This window comes from Fodinicola feengrottensis (assembly GCF_039530045.1).
Taxonomy (GTDB): Bacteria; Actinomycetota; Actinomycetes; order Mycobacteriales; family HKI-0501; genus Fodinicola; species Fodinicola feengrottensis.
This window is the reverse complement of record NZ_BAAANY010000008.1, coordinates 343,261-360,178: the sequence shown is the minus strand read 5'-3', so window position 1 is coordinate 360,178 and position 16,918 is coordinate 343,261. Positions and strand designations below refer to the sequence as shown.

The following is a 16,918-nucleotide window of genomic DNA, read 5'->3' as shown; positions in this document are numbered from 1 at the left end:
GTTGGGCTTTCTACGGATCCAGAAACATCCGCGCAAGCGGCTCGGCTGCTGGGTGGGCGGGAGCGTCAGAAGTACGGGCTACTCGGTGAGGAAGACCGACAGTTACACGACGTACCCGGTCGCATTCAGTCGCCCAGTTGAAGGCTCCGCGGTTGTCCAGGTGAAGTGCCGCAACTGTGACCATCAGGTCGACGTCTCCGTGTCCTGTGGGACAAAGACGCAGATCATCCAAATCGCCTGGATGGCTCTCGGCATTGCCGGTTTAATCGTCTTCGCCCTAGCTCTCCGAGCGTGTCTGTCGACCGGCTGGGACGCTCCCGGTCTTGTCGTCGCCGGCATACCGGTCGGATTTCTGATCGTTCTCTTCGGACTGGCTTACGCGTTCGGGTACGACGGAATATCGGTGGCAAAAGGAAACAGTCACAAGGTCTTTCCGGAGAAGATCAGGCAGCCCAAACAACACGATCCAGGGCCTCAGCTCACGGGTGCTCGCGCGGTGGTGGGGCTTGTCATGGTCGCCGTTGGAACGCTCGGATTGCCTACCTCGCTCGTGCTCTTCATTGTTGGCTCAATCAGTCAGAACAAGTCGTTGGGACTTGCCGTCGGGGAAACATTCTCGGGTTCGGTGCTGCTGATCGCGGGGGCCATGGTCACCGGCCGGGTCGCGTTCACCGCAGTCATCTCAGCGCTGGTAGCACTCGCCGCGACCATTCCCCTGTTCCTCCTCGGCCCGATTTCGGTCGGCTGGGGAGGGATCCTGGTCGCAGTGCTCCTGTTCGTCTTCGCTCAAGTGGCATCGGCAATATCCCGGCGGCGCCATCGCAGGACCTTAATGTGAGTTGATCTTGTTTAGTTTGCCTATCCAAAACGGAAATAACGATTAGATGTCCGTTTTCGATAGGCAACCTAAACAAGATCAACAACGCAAGGCCGGGTGGGAGTGAGTGAAGGCTCGACTGGGGCACTGGCTGGGCGACTGTCGACGTACGCACGTTCATGCTGGCGTGGGCGGCTGCGACGAAGCCGATGGCGAGCAGGACCCATGCCAGGCCGTCCAGCACCGGGATCGTTACGACTGCGGCAAAAAGCGGGTGCAGGGGTTGCGAGATTGCGAGGGCAACCGCGGCCCCCGACCGGGATGACCCTCCACACGGCGATGCCCAGCAGGATTCCGTCGAGGATGTGACCGACGAGGAAGACCGCCAACGCGACGGTGGTCGCCGGGGTGCGCGGCCATCCCATCAAGTAGCTTGGCGGTGCTTGATCCCGGGACTCCGCTGGTGGTCGCGGCCGGGAGTGTAGTCGCTCGCGACGACCGACGCGAACAGGCTCGCGAAACCCAGCCACGCGACAACTGCCGCTATGGTCCCGAAAACCGCGTCCATTTCGAGTAGTTTTTAAGGACCAGCAAGGGGGACGCTCGGAAGTGGCACGAAAGAGCCGTTTGGATATCGAACGACGTATTCAGCACCAGATGATGTGTACGCGGTGATCACAATAAGGCCCTGCTCATTGAGCTCGACACGGACAATGTCTGAGTAGGAGGGGCTGAAGGCGGGTCGATGACCTGCATATCGCCGGGGAGATGCACCTGGCCAAAACGGTCCGCCGGCATCTAGATCGTGCCGGCGGACCATCGTGATGGTAGGGCGTGCGCGTTCAGTTGCAGCGAGAAAATTCAAAGATTCTTTGTGCTGAACTTGGTGTCTTTGCCAGCATCGACGTTCAGTGCTGTCGCCCAGACATGAGCGGCACCGCTGGATGGCACGGTGAGAATCGCATGGAAGCCGTGCTTGGTCCCATAGGCGAGGAATCCAGCGAGATCGGGTCGGTTGACATTGGCGTCGACTCGGTAGACCTTCGCGCCGACGGTGATCCGCACCGCGATCGGATCCGCGGTGTTCGGGTCGATCGTCCAGCCCTTTACTTCGACCTGCCTGCCGTGGTTGATCAGCTGGGCCGATTCGAAGTGTCCGACGGGGTCATTTCCGCAAATCGGGTTGTGGGTGCCTCCATCGCCCGGGATGCCTTGGTGGTCGGTCGGGTTACCGGGAACCGGGTAGCACGGGTCGTCGGCGGCCGCTGGTGACGCGCTCGCCCAGACGCCACCTGCAAGCACGAGGCCTGACAGTCCGGCGGCCAGAGCGAGCTGTGCGAACCTTCGCATCTTCATGAGCGTCCCTATTTCCTTCGTCACTGATCAGTGACGAATGCTAGATCCAGTTGTCAACGAGACGGGCGCAACGGCATAGCATGACGCAGTCAGACGAAAAATGCCGGTCGCTGACTTGTATTGCTTATGCTTGTGCCGCGTACGGGGGTGAGTCCGTGTCTGTCGTGCCCACGGGGGAGGCTCTCCGCGCTGCGCGGCAGGCTGCAGGGCTGACGCAGGCGATGTTGGCGCAGCGTTGCGGCGTGAGCGTACGTACCATCCGAGATCTCGAACGCGGCCGGGTGGGCTCCCCACAGGTGGACACGAGTCGCCGGCTGCTGGCCGCGCTCGGGATGACAGCGGACTCGAGACGAGTAAGGGTCACGATTCTGGGGTCGTTCGGCGTCCAGCGGGCCGGTGCCGCCGTGCCGCTGGTATCGGCGAGGCAGCGCACCCTGCTGGCGTATCTTGCCCTTCATGCCGGCCACCCGGTCTCCAGCGACCGGCTCCTGGAGGCGGTCTGGCCGGAACATAGCCCGGCGGTCGACCAGTTGCACCAACAGGTTTCCAGATTGCGGCAGATGCTGCGGGGCCAACAGGATGTTCGGCTCGAGCGTGTCCCGACCGGTTACCAGCTGGCTGCGCCAGATGGCGCGGTCGACCTGCTTGACTTTCGGGCACGGGTGCGCGAAGCGCGAAGAAGCGACTGGGCATATGAGGAGTGGGCTGCCGCCATCGCAGTAGCAGCGGGCCCACCGCTGGCTGATTTTCCAGGATTGCGCGTCGATCCGGCGGTTCAAGCGGTATCGCGCGAGATCGCCGCTGCGGTGATCGAGTTCGCGACCGCGGCACGGGCGGCCGGTCGAGCCGGAGAGGCTGTGGAGCCTCTGCTGACCATCGTCCACGAGGATCCGCTGAACGAGAACCTGTGTGCCGCGGTGATCCGTACGCTCGCCGCGGCCGGTCGCCACGCCACCGCAGTGGACCTTTACGGCAGGGTCCGACACGACCTCGCCGAGGAACTCGGTATTGATCCGAGCCCGGATCTGCAACGCAGCTACCACGAGGTGCTCAACGCTGGGACTGATGTGGCGGACGGTTCGGCGGTACACGACCCGGCGCTGATGCGGCCAGCGCAACTCCCCGCTGATCTCGCCGACTTTGTTGGCAGAGACTCCGAGCTGCGGCGAATTCGCGAACATCTGCTGGAGAATTCCAGCACCGCACCAGCGATTGTGGTGATCAGCGCGGCAGGCGGATTCGGCAAGACCGCACTGGCCGTGCATGCGGCGCAAGCGATCCGGGACCATTTCCCGGACGGCCAACTGTTTGTCACCCTGAGGGGAGCCTCCGGAGATCCGGTAGAGGCGGCGGACGCGCTTGGCTCGTTGCTGTCTTCGTTGGCTGTCCGCGAGATTCCGGTCAATGCGCAGGATCGGGCGCGGTTGTTCTGCACGCTGACCAGCGGTCGGAAGATGCTGCTGGTGCTCGACGATGCCACCGACGCCGACCAGGTTCGGGCGCTGCTGCCGGGTAACGCCGGCTGCGCCGTACTGGTCTCCAGCCGCCGGACGCTCGCCGAGTTGGCCGGCGCCGAGCGGGTGGTCCTGCCGCCGCTCGCCGCGGCCGAGGCGATCGACCTGTTGGCGCGGATCGCGGGTTCCGCGCGGATCGCGGTCGAGCCAGCGGCCGCGGCGTTGCTCGCGGAGACCTGCGCCGGATTGCCGCTGGCCGTACGGGTTGCCGGCGGACGGGTCGCCAGCCGGCCCGCGTGGCCGTTGGCCATCTTCGCCGACCGGCTTGCGAACTCCACTCGGCGATTGGACGAGCTGCGGCTCGGCAACCTCGCTGTCCGCGCATCCTTGCAACTGAGTTACGAAACCTTGCCGGCCGTGCAGTCCTGGGCGTTCCGAATGATCGGCCAGTGGCCGAGCAGTGAGCTGCCAGCCGATTTCGCTGCTGCGTTGCTCAGCCGCAGCGCCGCCGAGGTTGATGAGGTGCTTGATCCGCTGGTTGACCTGCATCTGTTGGAGAGCCCCACACCAGATATGTTCCACATTCACGATCTGCTGCACCTGTACGCGCGAGAACTCAGTGACCGTACCGAAACCGACGCCGAGCGGGAATCGGTAGCGGTTCGGATGATGACATTCGCCGGAAGTACGAGCCAGCACGCGCTTGCCGTGATGGTGCCGCGCCGCGTTCCCGACCGGCCGCAGGACGTCGTCCACAGCCCATTGCGGCTGACCTTCACGGACTCCTCCGCGGCGCGTGCCTGGCTCGACCGCATGTCCAGCAGCCTTTTCCAGCTGATCCGGCAGATTCCACTCACCTCCGGTGTTGTCGAGCCGGGCGCCCATCTCGCGCTGCTGCTCGGGCGATACTGCCACCTGCGCGGCGACTGGCTTGGATTCGAACGGTCGGCGCGACGCGCGCTCGAACTCGCTGAGTCCATCGGTGACGGGCGACTTGCCGCCCGCGCCTGCATCAGCCTCGCGCTCTGCCTGGATGGTCTGTACCGGTCGGCCGAGGCGCAGCCGCTGCATGAGCGCGCCCTGGACTTCTTCCGCAAAACCTCTGACCAACTGAACGAGCTGCGGGTGTTGGTCAACATCGGAAGCTCGTACGGCCGTCGCAGACGTAACGCCGAAGCCGCGGGCTTCTATCAGGAAGCCTTGACGGTGGCTACCGCGCTCGGAGAGCAGGAAATCCAGATTATTGCCTTGATTAACAGTGGCGAGTCGCTTAACGGTCTTGACCGCCCCGTTGAGGCGCGAGCGTACGCGCGTCGAGCCGTGAACCTGTGCGACAAGGTTGGCGACCAGGGTGCGAAGGCCATCGCCCTGGGCACTCTCGGCGAGAGCCTGACTGCGCTCGACGACCGGCCGGCCGCGCTGGTCGCCCTCAACGAGTCCCTCCGACTGGCCGAACGAACCGGTGATCGCAAATGTGTGGCCGAAAGCGCACTTCGGCTCGCCGCGTTCTACCGGTTGGGCTGCGACGACGCCGCTGCCGTCAACTGGGCACAACAGGCGCTGCGAACCTACGACGACGACGAGAGCCGGTACGGCCGGGCCCGGGTGCTGATGGAGCTTGGCCAGATCCGGGCTGCCGCGGGCGATCACTCCAAGGCGGATCTCACCTGGCGTGCCGCCGCTGACATCTTCAGTGCTTTGGGCGCGCCGGAGGCCGATGTAGTCGCCGACCTGCTGGCCACCGTCTCCGGGCGCCGATAGCAGGTCGCCGACGCGGTGCATCAGGTCGTCGCGCACTCGGTGCGGGGAACGCGGATGATCGCGCTGGTTCGCAGCCAGTACTGCGGAGATGCGGCCCGCTGGACGTACTCGACACCGTCGACGGTGTCATACCGGCCGGGTTTGGGCACGTAGAACGTCTGGTTCGCCGAGTACACGCCCTTGACGACCGGCGGGTAGGTGGCAAGCGAGAAGTAGTGGGCGACAGTGTCGCGAGGCTTGTACAGGCAATACTCGGTCTGGGCAGTCGTGGCATTGGCTGGAGCGCTGAGCACCGACGTGACCGCAGCCGCGGCCATCATTGACGCTGCGACCGTCGCGACCCGGCGCTGTGCAAGAGTAAGCATCGAAGACCTCGTTCCGCTGAGCGGGTAAATTGGACAAGGCCATCTTCGCGAGCGTGCCTTGCAAGCGGCTTGCCTGCTGAACCACCTCTGCTCGTCGGCTGCCACTGACCTTTGAACAGCGAAAATGCCACTTCTACTCAGGGGTTCACCAGACCTTCGAGAGGCAGAACAAGCGGCAGAAGCGCGCCGATGCCCTCGCTACGGGATGCCCTATCGCGCTAATGCTGACACCGCAAACCGCGAGTGGTCTGACCAGCGCGCGGACTCGGCCTCCTTGATTAGTACGCCACGCCACGGCGGCCGCCGCTCGACCGGCCAACATAATCTGAGCGGCTCCAGCGACACCGCCGCGAGTACGACAACTAGGCAACGTAGAGCCAGAGACCGACGGTCCCAGCAGAAATCTAACCTTTGACCAACCTGACGGCAGCCTAACTTCACGCGCGACATTCACCGCGAGCCCGAGACGCCGGGTCGGCTGCGGAACTGCCGTCGGCACCTGCCGCTGAACTGCCGCCAAGGACATTGGTTGGTTAGTGTTCGTGCAGCTCTAGCCTGTACTAGCGGGCATTCATGGGTAGTCAGCCGGATGCAAGTGGCGACAACTCGCCGTGCTGGATCGTAGGAGTCGGCCAGGCCAAGACCATTCGGACCAGTTCACATCCGCAACCCCCATCCAACCGCCCCGCGAATTATCTGCAGGCGATGTCACAGAAGGAAAACGATGAAACCTCAGACCAAAAGGCTGCTGATCGGCGGAACCGCCATTCCAGCTTTGGCCGCGGCATTTTTCGCGACCAACTTCGGATCCGCCGCCGACGCCTCGCAGACAGCCGCCGCGTCAAATGTCATTGTCAGCGCTCCCATGCACTACGCCGCGGCGGTACGCGTCGCCGGCCCGGTCAGCGATACGGGAACGGTGCCTGTCCTTTTGGACGACGGCAGCACTGTCTCCGTACCACAGGACGAGGTCAACCTGGTGTTGCACCCGCGCACGACTGTGCGAACAGTACAGCCAGACAATACGGTGTACGGAAACTGCGGCTCATCCAACATCTACCTTCATGAGAAGAAAAACGGCCACCCCGCGAACTTCACTACCGGATTTACCGTCAAGGTCACTGCGGTCTCGTACGCCTGGCACGTCCACGCGTCAGGACCCCACTACAGTCACGACCAAACCTGGAGTGGAGGGCTTGCTTTCCGGAAGAGCTGGAAAACTGAGCATGACAGTAAGGACGACCTCGGCCGCGGTAACTACACTGCCGCGGCCAATGGCTCGGCAATCCTGTCCAACGGTAAAGTTTGTGTCAGCGGCACCCCAACGTCGGACCGGTATCTCTAGGATCAAGGTGCAATAGTCCGCTGGTGGGACAGACCTGTGGTGGCCAGGCAACCCTGCCACCACAGGTCTTCCAACAACAGGGCCATATAGCGGCAGTCTGCCCAAGATTGGAGACGGGAGTAGATCCGTTATTCGGGAACATGGATGCAAACGCTGCTTTCATCTAGCGGACGAGGGCGGATCGTGGATACGACGAGCTTCCTCAGCAAGGGAGTACGCTGCCAGGCGTGGCACCTGCCCGCACGGAGTGATCAGTTACGGTCGGCGGCGGGACGCCCCTGTCTGGTGATGGTGTCTGGTTTGCTCTACGTCGGTTTTCGCCCGAAGCTCCAGGCGGCTTGATCGTCTATCGCACTATGCACGAAGACTGGCAGGCATGGGAGTTTCACTCCGACGAAGGCCTTGCCGATTATTGTCAGCAGCTGAACGCAGAGTAAGACGCCTACCAGGAAGCTGTCGCCGCAGGAAGCGGCCCACAGATCTGGCTAGGTAGCCTGGCCGATTACAACGACGGCGAACTGCACGGCGCCTGGTTAGACGCCACGGCCGACGTTGACACCCTGAACGACGCAGCCCAGTACATCCTGCGTAACAGCCACCAACCCGGCGGCGCCGAGAATCGATACCTCCTTGGGCTAGCCGGAGTTTCCGGCCTTTCTTGATCAACATCGACGTTTCCGCTGTTCAGCAGACACGCGTCATGACCGTTGGTGTATTACCCACCTGCTTGGTCGTCGCCTCAACTGTACTTGCAGGTCACTAGGCACGGGACCGGCGATGTCCGGCTCGGGGCCCTACCCTAGGGGACTCCTAGTTCCACGTGTTGTGGGTAATACGCTCGCGGTGGCTAAAACCCAACGCTCACAGCAAAATCCAGAAGGTCAGCGACGAAGGCCGGAAACTCAGGCTAGATAGCGTAGTTCTGGCTCGACGGTCGTTGTGATCTGTTGGTGTCGCCGCTTTGGAAGGTGGGGGTACGAATTATTGCGCTTGACCGATGCTAAGAGTTGTTCGACGCTACAAGCGCTATGCCAGTACGATCTGATCCAATCTTCGGCCCAATGGGCGGGACAGTTGGCTTCGCGATTTGGCGAGACGCAGGCGAGCACTTCTTGTCGCTGATTGCACTCGACTACGGTGTTTACTGGTACGCCTCGAAATCGGATTTCGATGCGGCACTGAACCTTCACGATGGATAGCTACGAGCCGTTGGCCGGTCTAAAGGATTCCCAGGTCTATCTGGTTCTCATCGCAAGCTGGGCTGATGCGATGAGAACCAGCTCAGTAAGTAGGTTTGCGGCTAGGACCGGTAAACACCTGCACCAATCATAGCAATGAGGACTTGTCATGAACTGCGCGGCGACGGAAGATGCAGCCATGCCTACCGAGACTCTCGTGGCCATCATTGGTGTTGTCGGCGTGGCCGTCGGTGCCTTGCTGACCCACTTCACCGGCATGCGCCAGAAGAACATCGATGTTGCCCTGGCCGTGGAGATGGCATCCAAACAGGTCTACGGGCAGATGGCGGCTGAGCGGGACCGTCAACGCCAGCAGAAGATCGAAGAAGCCTATGGCCACCTCAACGAGTGGCTATACGAACTGGAAGAACAGCTCGTCCACGTCTGGTTCGGGATGACGGATGGCGCTGCGCCAGCGACACTCACGCGCGCACAACACATCATCGATCAGTGGCCATGGGAAAGCCTGCGACCGCCACGCAAGTCGGCGGCGACCCAGTTCTACTGGAGTCCGGCTGTTTGGGATTTGTTGAGGAAATTCGATGGTGCGTCGAGCGAGTTCTATACCAATGCGAACATTGGGCTGAAGTTCAATGCTGGCAAGATGGAAGGCGACGACACGGCCGTTCAACAGTATCGGAGCATTGTCTGGCCAACTCGGCGTCAACTGCTGCGAATCATCAAGGATATCCGCGAGCAGGTGCGAGAAGAAATGCTGGACTATTGGTCGGCGCCACTGAAGCGCTCGATCTGGCCGCCCGTGCCTTGACGAACCGCTGTGCAATCGGTCGGAAGGGACGTGACGGTACGGGGAGCGGCCATGTACAGCACAGAGTCCTAATCACCTCTGTGACCCCCGATGGGCCTGAGGCCGGTTGTCAATGAGTGCCCGGGGCTCAGTAAAAATTGAAGGATGTTGTCAGTCGAGCCAGCCGTCCGGCCACAAGGTGACTGAACGTCTAGCCAACACACTGTGATTGCCTCCTGACGGGGTGCACACTTCACTTTACGACCCTAACGGTCGAGTGTCTTGGGTGAGATGAGTGGAGGCGCACCACGATGAAACTGAACCTTTTCAGAATTCCGGAAGCCGCCGTGAAGCCGCTCAAGAAGAAGCTTCTAGACGGCGGTATGGTCGTCACTAAGCGAGAGTCCCAAGCTGGCTGGCGCGGTGCCTTCTACTATTCGGCCGGCGTGGCGCGCAGGGTGAGCTGGGCCGAGACATTTTTCGATTACCTTGAGGGCCAGCAGTTGCCTTTGAACCGGAACGCGTTCGCGGCGTTCATCTTCACCAGGAAAGACGACTGCTTTGCGCTGAGTTTCGGTAAGACGCATTTCTTTATCCGCCCGTACTGCGACTACGACTTCGGCATCGAACTCGCCAAACGAATAGCGGACGAGAACGACAACCGGCAGACAGCGTCGCGCCGATACCAGACTCGCCGCAAAAAGGACATCAAGAGCTATGCAATAGACACGCCGTTGGACGTGGAAAGCGGCGAGGCCGTCGAGTACCTCCAGATGGGTATCGCTACTTCAAAGCGCGAACGCTTTGGGGTGGCTGGCAAGTTCGGTACGTCAGCGTTACTCCAACCCGACATCGAGACTGGCGACATCGGCAAGCTCTTATCCGACATGGTTGGCGTGCTCGCCGAGCCGGAGCAGTTTGCGCTGCCGCGGACGACCACCATCAAAGATGAAGATGAAATCGCGCGCTTCGATGAGCTGCTGCTGGATGAGCTGACAAGTGATGCGGCGACCTCCGAGCTTACCCACAACTCCTATGACCTCTACGGCGTGGACTTCATCTTCAACGAAGATGGAAAATTTGTCTTGAGCTGTCGGGGCGGTGGCCCACGAACCACGTATGACCATCTGACGATTCAGGACCTCCGTACCTACATTCAGGTCCACGAAATCACCCGCAACGCCATTCTGAATATACGGATTCGCCATGAGCCCGACGATGCTACGCCATACACCAAGCCACTCAAAGAGTCCATCGACTTCATTGCTGATGACGAGCAGGTTCTCCTTACTGGCGGCCAGTGGACGAAGTTCAATCAGGACTACTTGACGTTCCTGGACGAAAGCATTGCCGCCATCGATATGGAGCCCGTCGAATCTAAATTCGCCAAGATAGTTGGCGGTGAGCCAGAGTTCAACATCTCGGCCGCAGTTAAGAGCGCCGGTTACGCGGTCGCCGACAAGGATTTCTCGATATTCAAGACTCGATCGAGCACGCCAGTTGAGGCCTGGGACCTCAGTCGAAATGGCTGTGTCTATGCCGTCAAGTTCGGCACCCCACAAAAACTCGGCTACGTCTGCGACCAGGCGCTCAACGTCTTGGAGCTGATCCGCAACCGCGCCAACGTCACAGATATTCCAGAGTTTACGAGCTACTGCCTCTGGTTTGGCTACGAAGCGAAGAAGCCATTGACAGACATCCGTACCAGCGGCTCGATCATCTTGAAGCAGAAGATTGACAACTGGGCACGGAAAGCCCGGGATTTGAGTATCCGGCCCGTCATTAAGCTAAGTCACCGGGCAAAAACGTAAACTCGCTCCTCGTGCGTGGAGAGCGGCTCGACGGGGCCGCGATCTAAATGGTATTCATGCGGCCGCGGCTACCTCTCAGGGCCTGCGGGCGGCATCGCGCCAGCGCTTTTGCTCCTCCTCATCATCTTTGATGACCGCGTAGAAGTCGGCACGCAGCTCATGAGAGGCCGCGCGGTCATCGACGAGATGGGCGAGGACCTCATCGACAGTGACGGTGAGCAGCTGGCCGGTCCAGCCAAGGTAAACACCGAGGCGGTCCAGCTTGTACCGGTCGTCAACGTCTCTGAACAGGTAGAAGAGCACCTGGTCGAGCCACATCTTTGCATGGCTCTCCTCGGTGTGCCTGGTGACCTTGACATCGATCAGTGTGCTGCCGGCAACCAGATCGGCGCGCCGGCCTGTTGGCGACAGAACGACGTCGGCGTACACCGGATTGCCTAACCGGGCCCAGGCAGCCCAGCCCAGCTCGCAGTATTGCTTCCAGGCGATGGTGAGTCCGCTGATCACCGGGCCTGCAGTAGTCCGCACTCCGGTCGTCTCCAGAAGCTGGGCGATTTGCGTATTCGTCAGCGTCGGAGAGCGATCTTGGAACTCGTACGCCCAGTCAAGGAGGAAGGCGCTCTCGAAGCAGGAGTGATCTAGCGGCGGCGGGTTGTTCGTACGCGGACGGTCATGCCGCCAGTCAGCGAATCGGGCGTCTGCTGTGGCAGGCGATTGGTAGCCCAGAGCGAACAAGAGATGCTCGACCTCGGCCGCCGGCAGACACGCCAGAGCCGAGGTATAACACGGCTGACTTGTCAGATCGAGGGCTAGCAGTCGTTCGAAGGACCGGCCGATGCGATCATACGAGCTGCTGACTTGGCTCACGTTGTCCGTCAGTGGCACGGTCGAGGCCTGCTGGGACCAGCCGCGGGCGATGGCTGCCCGGGTCGGCAACCTAGAGTCGAGAAACGTCTCCGCTGCAACAGGCAAGTCCATGCCCAGATCATCGCAGGCCGGTCTGCGCGAACACGTTGAGCACGAGCCGACGATGGGTGGCACGGAAGATGTCATCCAGCTGAGCCCGCATCGCTGCCTGTCTGTCAGTCACGTTTGCTCCGTCGCGTTGGTCCCTGGGCCGCTTGATTTGTCTCATCGAACGATCAGTGGCCCGCCGGTCATTCAAGATGACCACTGGGCCGCCAACTCGGTTACAAAAGAGGGATCATCCCCTTCGAAGCACCTCTCCACGGTCGCTGAAATCGTACGCAAGCTCATCCAGGCAGGGCGCAATTGTCACGTTGCTCTCCAAGCGGCCCGATCCCCCGACGACCTTACGAAATCAACCACTTAGCCAGCGAGTGTCGCATTTGACGCGTGCCGGATTTACGGTCAGCGCATGAGTCTAGGCATCGCCGCGCTCCTCACCGCAGGAGTGCTGAGCGGCGAAGAGACTCCCGCCGATCAGCCCGCGGACCGGATCCTGGATGCCGTGATTGCGGAGGTGGCCGCCGGCCGCATGGCCGGCACACCTGTCGTGGCGTTGCTGGACCGAGCAAGGGTTGAGGGACCGCGACACAGAGCGGAGTATCACCGACCGATCTCATCCGAGACTCCCAGAAGAAGGACCGGTGTCGGCGCGAAGCGCTCACGGGAGTTGGTAGCTCTGGTACGTGCTGAAATGCTGGTCGGAGATGACCTGGCCACGCCGACTCGAGAGTTAACCGTGGACCTCACGGAAACCGCTATCGTGACGCAGCTGAAAAGGCGGAGCGAACCACCCGCCCCCACGGGTCACCAACGGCCAGCGTCAACAGACCGCCGCAAGAAGAAATGCGTCTCTGCACGGAGCCGACGACTCAGCCGCGTGACGACGTAGAACGAGCTGCCTCGCGCAGCGCTGCCTTCGCGGTCGTGCGGTTCCCGTTCGTGGACCACCAATCGTGCTGCATCAACGGCATCACCCGATCCGACTCATCCCTGCGAACCTTGGCCATCTCCTCCGACAGCGCAGGCGAGACCTCAGCGCGGCCCTCGACGATGTCGGCCGCCGATGGCAATCGACTCAGCACGTATCGCACCCGGGCCTCCGCCGCGTCCCGTCGTCGCTGCAGACCGCCCAATTCCTCAGGAAACTCAAACCCGACGCTCACACCGTCCCCTAGTACACACGTTCGACGCCCAGGATCATGAGCCGGCTGCGCAGCAAAGTCAAACGATGACTGACCGATAAAGCGAGCGAAGTTGCATCTGATACAACACTGAACTTCCGTCTAGCGCCTCACCAGCGTATGTCCAGGTCGAGGCCGCCTTCGTTGCGCTCCGCCTAAGTCGCCTCGCCTCTATCGCTATCACATGTTCAGGAAGGGGGAGACGCCCCGAGTTGGCCGATGCCTCGATGTTGTGTTTAATGCAACATTATGGAAGCTGATTCCGGTTTGGTGGGTGTTGCGCGGCTGGTGCTCGCCGGCGGCGTCTCGTTTCTTGATCCGCAGGAATCGGTATTCGAGGCGATGCTGGAGGGGTGGGAGCGCCAGCAGCGCGTGCGGTTTCTGAAGGCGGAGACGATTCGTGCTCGCGTGATGGTGGTGCGGCGGCTCGCGGAGGTTTCGAATCAGTATCCGTGGCAGTGGTCCTCGGGCGAGGTCGAGGCGTTTTTCGACCATGCGCGGTCAGGTGTACGGCCGATCGCTATGTCCACCGCTCGCGGTTATGAGTGTGGTCTGCGTCAGTTCTTGGAGTACGTGACCGATGCGCGTTATGGGTGGCCATCAGAGTGCATGAGCCGTTTTGGCGAGGCGCCGCAAATAGTGCTTCATGAATTCAATAGTGTGCGGCATGTCAGCGACTATGAAGGCCGGCCTGGGCGTCGCCCTTTGACGTACGAGGAAGTTCAGGCACTTTTTGATGCCGCTGACGGTCTGGTTGAGCAAATCCGTGCACGTAGCCGGAAAGGCGGTGTGGCCGCCTATCGGGACGCGGCCGTGTTGAAGACGGTCTATGCGTTCGGGCTCAGGAGACGAGAGGCGTGGGGTCTGGATCTGGTTGATCTTCGGCATAATCCGAGGTTGAAACAGTTCGGTCGCTGCGGCGCTGTGTTTGTGCGTTGGGGTAAGGCTTCGAAGGGTAGTCCTCCGAAGCGGCGTACGGTTCTGTTGGTGCCAGAGATGGACTGGGTGATCGATCCGTTGGAGCGGTGGTTGACGGGTGGCCGCGCGATGTTCGATCCGGCGCAGAACCCCGCGTTGTTCGTGACCGAGCGGCGTGGGCGGATGTCGTTGCGTGGGATCAACGATGCTTTCACCGCCGCCCGTGACGCCGCCGGCCTTGACCAGGATCTCGATCTACACTGCCTGCGGCATTCGTATATCACGCATCTCGTCGAGTTTGGATATCCTGCCAGGTTTGTTCAGGAACAGGTGGGGCACGTTTACGCGAGCACGACTGCTCTCTACACGGGTGTCTCGGATGAATACCGCAATCGGTTGCTGGAAAATGCTGTGAAGGCGTCTCTGCCGGGCGCGTGGGGCGAGGAGACGTTGTGACAAAGAAGATGGGTTTCGATTGGCATCTGCGGTTACGGATGGCTGAGCGCGGCATGTTTCAGACCTCGGATCTGGTCTCGCCATTGGCAGAACGGGGTATCTCGCTGTCTCGCGAACAGGTCTATCGATTAGTGACCTCGCCGCCGCAGCGCATGTCGATGGATGTTTTCGCGGCCCTTTGCGACATTCTGGACTGCCAGCCTAATGACTTGATCGAAATCAAACAAACGAACGAACCGGTGCGCAAGACCGTGGGTGAGCGGGCCGCGCCCCCGGTGCGCCGGAGCACCATTCGCCGGCCGGACCTGACGTGACCCAGCCACAAGAACCACTATCGGGCGTGCAGCTGCGTATCGTGGCAGCATTGCAGCGGTTGATCCCCGATCGCAGCGAGGACTCGTTGCTTCTCCTGCTAGACATGGCAGAGTTCGCTCACGCGCTTGGCGCGAACTCGACACATTCCTCTCAGCGCACAACGACGCCCTCGCACGGCCACGTACGGCGGTGCCGCGGGCGTACGTGCGACTTGCGCACCTTCTCCGCGATGCCGGCCATCCTGTCGCGCTGCCGTATTGTGCCGCCTGCCGCGCGTCAGTGCCGACGCTGACCTATTCGGCAGCTGATGGCCGTCGCTGCAACCGGTGTGGAACACCGAAGGGGTCATGCGACTGGTGCGGAAAAGCTCGCACCATCAGTCGTCCGACCGCCGACGGCCGGCTGTGCGGCACCTGCGCCGGACATAGGCGAGAGCCTCGAGATCGCTGCTCCCGGTGCAGCCAGATCCGCCCGGTTCGTCGACGGACCGCCGATGGTTCCCCACTCTGCTCGGCGCCAGCCTGTGCACCCCCACCACGCTCCCGAGGACTTGCTCCCACGTGCTCGGCATGCGGGAAACGCACCCGATGCCCGCCGAATGCCAGCTCGGGCCAACAACTGTGCTGGACCTGCCGACCTCGTCCTACTGAGATCTGCGCATCTTGCGGGCGGCAGCGAAAAGTGTCGGTCCGGTGGCCGCTGGGGCCAGTATGCGAGGGATGCCGAGTGCGGGTACTGCGCAACGCTACACACTGCGCGCGATGCGTTCGAGTCCTGCCGTGTATCGGCCGCGCACCTGACGGGCGACAACTGTGTGGACCATGCGTCGGGGTGCCGGAGATATTCGCCTGCAAGAAATGTGGGACCACAGGCCAAAACTATGACGCATCAATCTGCAACACCTGTGCCAGCCGCAACTCTTGGTGTACGGCCGCGTCCAGCGGATGGTGATCGGCGGGCAGCGGCGCTGCCGCAACCAACCCGGGTAGCACCCGTCCAAGAGGGAGCGGTAGACCGGAAAGCAGGCGGCCGTTTCGCTTCAGCGGCCATTCCCGCGCTGGCGGCAGCGGCCGCGGACCGAGTTTGACGACTCCCGCGGTGTAAAGCATGGCTACCGACGCCAGGATCGCAGCTTTGGGACCACCACGGAGGTAAGCCGCGTGGTACGCCGGCACGGTGAACTCGTACCGGCTCGCGCGGACGACCCGGATCCATCGTACGACCTGCCAGATGATCATTGCAGCGATCACCGCGGCGGTCATCCACAGGTTGAACAGCAGCACGCTCGGGGCGAGCCGGTCGAGATACGTGGTCAACGAACCCGCAGTCGGGCCTTTCCGCAGTTAACCCCGTGGCTATTGCCTAACGACAATCCGGCAACGAGACAGTCCCTGGCTTCAACGCTGCGCTGTTCAGGCATCTGGTCGGGGTTCGATGAATGAGGGGGCGGCGCGTGTACAGAGCAGGCGTACCGCCGACATCAGTAAATCCTTGCCGTCGATCTGCGTCATCTGGCTGTCTGCGAGCTGCATCTCACCCCATTTGTAGTCAAACGCACTGACCCCTGCTCGGTAGAGTGCGACTCGCAGTTCGGCATCCAGGACTGCAGGTACGTCGCCTGGCGACAGAGCAAAAACCTCAAAATAGTCGTCGAACACCGGATCTTCGGTGCGTACGCGTACTAGATCGGGCCGCGGATCGTAAGGTGGTTTGAGCGCAGCCTTTCGTGCGCGGACGACGATATAGTGTGGGGATTTTTTCGGCTTTCCGAACAAGACCTCAAACCAGCCGAAAAGATGGTTGGCCGTCTATGTCAGGCCCATGCACAACCCGAAGCGTGACATCGACACCGCCGAAAGAACCATGAGACGCGTGGGTGCGAGGGTCGCAGAATAGTCCCCACCGGGCCAAAAAATCCGCTGTGTCCTCTTCGTGCCTGCGCTCGAACCAGTAGCCGCCGACAACACAGAATACAAGGAACACTATGCTGCAGACCAAAACGCTAACCACGGTCAGCCATTGCAGCAGGTCGGAGAACCAGGCCGGCGCGTTGGCAAGATCCAGCCACCAGTTGATTTCCTGCATGGACCGACCATACGATCGGCCCGATAGGAAATGGACGGTATGCCTGACCATCTGCCCGTTCGGCAAGCTATCAAAGGCCGCCCGGCCTTCAAGGGGTCG

Annotated in this window: 17 protein-coding genes; 9 read left to right on the top strand and 8 right to left on the bottom strand. The window is 61.6% G+C overall.

All coding sequences use genetic code 11. The annotated features are described in order from the left end of the window. Positions 1–85: 85 nt before the first annotated feature. A complete protein-coding gene (locus tag ABD301_RS11355; protein WP_163568811.1) occupies positions 86–838 on the top strand; it encodes a hypothetical protein in 753 nt (250 codons plus the stop codon). A gap of 840 nt (positions 839–1,678) precedes the next feature. On the opposite strand, the gene ABD301_RS11350 is transcribed toward ABD301_RS11355, so the two are convergent. Then, positions 1,679–2,167, bottom strand: a complete 489-nt coding sequence (locus ABD301_RS11350) for a hypothetical protein (protein WP_344309626.1) — start codon at positions 2,165–2,167, stop codon at positions 1,679–1,681. A gap of 86 nt (positions 2,168–2,253) precedes the next feature. On the opposite strand from ABD301_RS11350, the gene ABD301_RS11345 reads away from it, so the two are divergent. Next, on the top strand, positions 2,254–5,388 hold the full coding sequence (locus tag ABD301_RS11345) for a BTAD domain-containing putative transcriptional regulator (RefSeq protein ID WP_344309624.1): 3,135 nt from the start codon (positions 2,254–2,256) through the stop codon (positions 5,386–5,388). Between the two features lie 20 nt (positions 5,389–5,408). Here the strand turns inward: ABD301_RS11345 and ABD301_RS11340 are convergent, their stop codons facing one another. Then, entirely contained in the window at positions 5,409–5,753 is a 345-nt protein-coding gene (locus ABD301_RS11340) for a hypothetical protein (RefSeq protein WP_163568807.1), read from the bottom strand. A 724-nt stretch (positions 5,754–6,477) separates the two neighbouring features. Between ABD301_RS11340 and ABD301_RS11335 the strand changes: the two genes are divergently transcribed. From ABD301_RS11335 to ABD301_RS11320, 4 genes are all read left to right on the top strand, one after another. After that, positions 6,478–7,098 carry a hypothetical protein gene (locus ABD301_RS11335; RefSeq protein ID WP_344309621.1) on the top strand — a complete coding sequence of 207 codons (621 nt, stop codon included), beginning with the start codon at positions 6,478–6,480 and terminating at the stop codon, positions 7,096–7,098. Positions 7,099–7,577: 479 nt separating this feature from the next. Continuing rightward, positions 7,578–7,760: an antirestriction protein ArdA gene (locus ABD301_RS11330; RefSeq protein WP_163568875.1), complete on the top strand. Its 183-nt coding sequence runs from the start codon at positions 7,578–7,580 to the stop codon at positions 7,758–7,760. Between the two features lie 685 nt (positions 7,761–8,445). Continuing rightward, positions 8,446–9,105 carry a hypothetical protein gene (locus tag ABD301_RS11325; RefSeq protein ID WP_163568805.1) on the top strand — a complete coding sequence of 220 codons (660 nt, stop codon included), beginning with the start codon at positions 8,446–8,448 and terminating at the stop codon, positions 9,103–9,105. 290 nt (positions 9,106–9,395) lie between these two features. Beyond that, on the top strand, positions 9,396–10,895 hold the full coding sequence (locus ABD301_RS11320) for a DUF6119 family protein (RefSeq protein ID WP_344309619.1): 1,500 nt from the start codon (positions 9,396–9,398) through the stop codon (positions 10,893–10,895). A gap of 75 nt (positions 10,896–10,970) precedes the next feature. Here ABD301_RS11320 and ABD301_RS11315 read toward each other — a convergent pair whose 3' ends face one another. The 3 genes from ABD301_RS11315 to ABD301_RS11305 form a co-directional block, all read right to left on the bottom strand. After that, on the bottom strand, positions 10,971–11,873 hold the full coding sequence (locus ABD301_RS11315) for a hypothetical protein (protein WP_344309616.1): 903 nt from the start codon (positions 11,871–11,873) through the stop codon (positions 10,971–10,973). A 406-nt stretch (positions 11,874–12,279) separates the two neighbouring features. Next, positions 12,280–12,453, bottom strand: a complete 174-nt coding sequence (locus ABD301_RS11310; RefSeq protein ID WP_344309614.1) for a hypothetical protein — start codon at positions 12,451–12,453, stop codon at positions 12,280–12,282. A gap of 280 nt (positions 12,454–12,733) precedes the next feature. Further along, positions 12,734–12,955, bottom strand: coding sequence for a hypothetical protein (locus tag ABD301_RS11305; protein WP_163568802.1), 222 nt, complete (start codon positions 12,953–12,955; stop codon positions 12,734–12,736). A 378-nt stretch (positions 12,956–13,333) separates the two neighbouring features. Here ABD301_RS11305 and ABD301_RS11300 point away from each other — a divergent pair, with 378 nt between their 5' ends. From ABD301_RS11300 to ABD301_RS11290, 3 genes are all read left to right on the top strand, one after another. Next, positions 13,334–14,419 (top strand): tyrosine-type recombinase/integrase, encoded by a 1,086-nt coding sequence (locus ABD301_RS11300; protein WP_344310023.1) that lies wholly within the window; start codon positions 13,334–13,336, stop codon positions 14,417–14,419. Further along, on the top strand, positions 14,416–14,733 hold the full coding sequence (locus tag ABD301_RS11295) for a helix-turn-helix domain-containing protein (protein WP_163568800.1): 318 nt from the start codon (positions 14,416–14,418) through the stop codon (positions 14,731–14,733). Before ABD301_RS11300 ends, ABD301_RS11295 begins: the two co-directional genes overlap by 4 nt. A gap of 456 nt (positions 14,734–15,189) precedes the next feature. Further along, the gene (locus ABD301_RS11290) at positions 15,190–15,384 is read left to right on the top strand and encodes a hypothetical protein (protein ID WP_163568799.1); all 195 of its coding nucleotides are present in this window, start codon (positions 15,190–15,192) and stop codon (positions 15,382–15,384) included. Positions 15,385–15,612: 228 nt separating this feature from the next. Here ABD301_RS11290 and ABD301_RS11285 read toward each other — a convergent pair whose 3' ends face one another. The 3 genes from ABD301_RS11285 to ABD301_RS11275 all read right to left on the bottom strand — a co-directional run. Then, positions 15,613–16,050, bottom strand: a complete 438-nt coding sequence (locus tag ABD301_RS11285) for a hypothetical protein (RefSeq protein WP_163568798.1) — start codon at positions 16,048–16,050, stop codon at positions 15,613–15,615. A 96-nt stretch (positions 16,051–16,146) separates the two neighbouring features. Beyond that, positions 16,147–16,509, bottom strand: coding sequence for a DUF3137 domain-containing protein (locus tag ABD301_RS11280; protein WP_163568797.1), 363 nt, complete (start codon positions 16,507–16,509; stop codon positions 16,147–16,149). Positions 16,510–16,513: 4 nt separating this feature from the next. Beyond that, positions 16,514–16,918 (bottom strand): hypothetical protein (locus tag ABD301_RS11275; protein ID WP_344309609.1); only part of this gene is annotated, 405 nt, incomplete at its 5' end.

Bases quoted from the DNA above. Each gene is read 5' to 3' on its own strand.
- ABD301_RS11350 (WP_344309626.1), bottom strand. From the start codon at position 2,167: ATGCGAAGGTTCGCACAGCTCGCTCTGGCCGCCGGACTGTCAGGCCTC.
- ABD301_RS11345 (WP_344309624.1), top strand. From the start codon at position 2,254: ATGACGCAGTCAGACGAAAAATGCCGGTCGCTGACTTGTATTGCTTAT.
- ABD301_RS11340 (WP_163568807.1), bottom strand. From the start codon at position 5,753: ATGCTTACTCTTGCACAGCGCCGGGTCGCGACGGTCGCAGCGTCAATG.
- ABD301_RS11335 (WP_344309621.1), top strand. From the start codon at position 6,478: ATGAAACCTCAGACCAAAAGGCTGCTGATCGGCGGAACCGCCATTCCA.
- ABD301_RS11325 (WP_163568805.1), top strand. From the start codon at position 8,446: ATGAACTGCGCGGCGACGGAAGATGCAGCCATGCCTACCGAGACTCTC.
- ABD301_RS11320 (WP_344309619.1), top strand. From the start codon at position 9,396: ATGAAACTGAACCTTTTCAGAATTCCGGAAGCCGCCGTGAAGCCGCTC.
- ABD301_RS11315 (WP_344309616.1), bottom strand. From the start codon at position 11,873: ATGGACTTGCCTGTTGCAGCGGAGACGTTTCTCGACTCTAGGTTGCCG.